A 279-nucleotide genomic window follows, 5' to 3' on the forward strand; every position below is an offset into this window, starting at 1 on the left:
GCGTAAGCTTCATTGACCACCACGCTGACGACGGGATGCTGCTTGAGCCAGTTTTCCTCACGATCAGTCAGCTGCAGTTTTCTGTCAGTGAGCAGCAGGTCGCTGCCGGCGCTCCAGCGCTTGGCGATGTCGTCGCGCTGACTGCCCGGGATCGCTGCGAGCACCGTGTCGATGATGCCCAGCAGCTGCGGATTGCTGCGCCGCACGGCGAAGCTGAAGCCATGGGCTTCCTGCTTGCCGAAGTTGGCCATACGGACATTGTTGAGATAGCCCTTGTTG

The 279-nt window shown here is 60.6% G+C and carries 1 protein-coding gene; it reads right to left on the bottom strand.

Annotation, left to right across the window (positions count from 1 at the left end):
* Positions 1-279: type 2 periplasmic-binding domain-containing protein (locus tag AAEY62_RS22065; protein WP_350636538.1), on the bottom strand; the 279-nt coding region annotated here is incomplete at both ends.

Source organism: Pseudoalteromonas sp. GW168-MNA-CIBAN-0100 (assembly GCF_040309225.1).
Taxonomy (GTDB): domain Bacteria; phylum Pseudomonadota; class Gammaproteobacteria; order Enterobacterales; family Alteromonadaceae; genus Pseudoalteromonas; species Pseudoalteromonas arctica.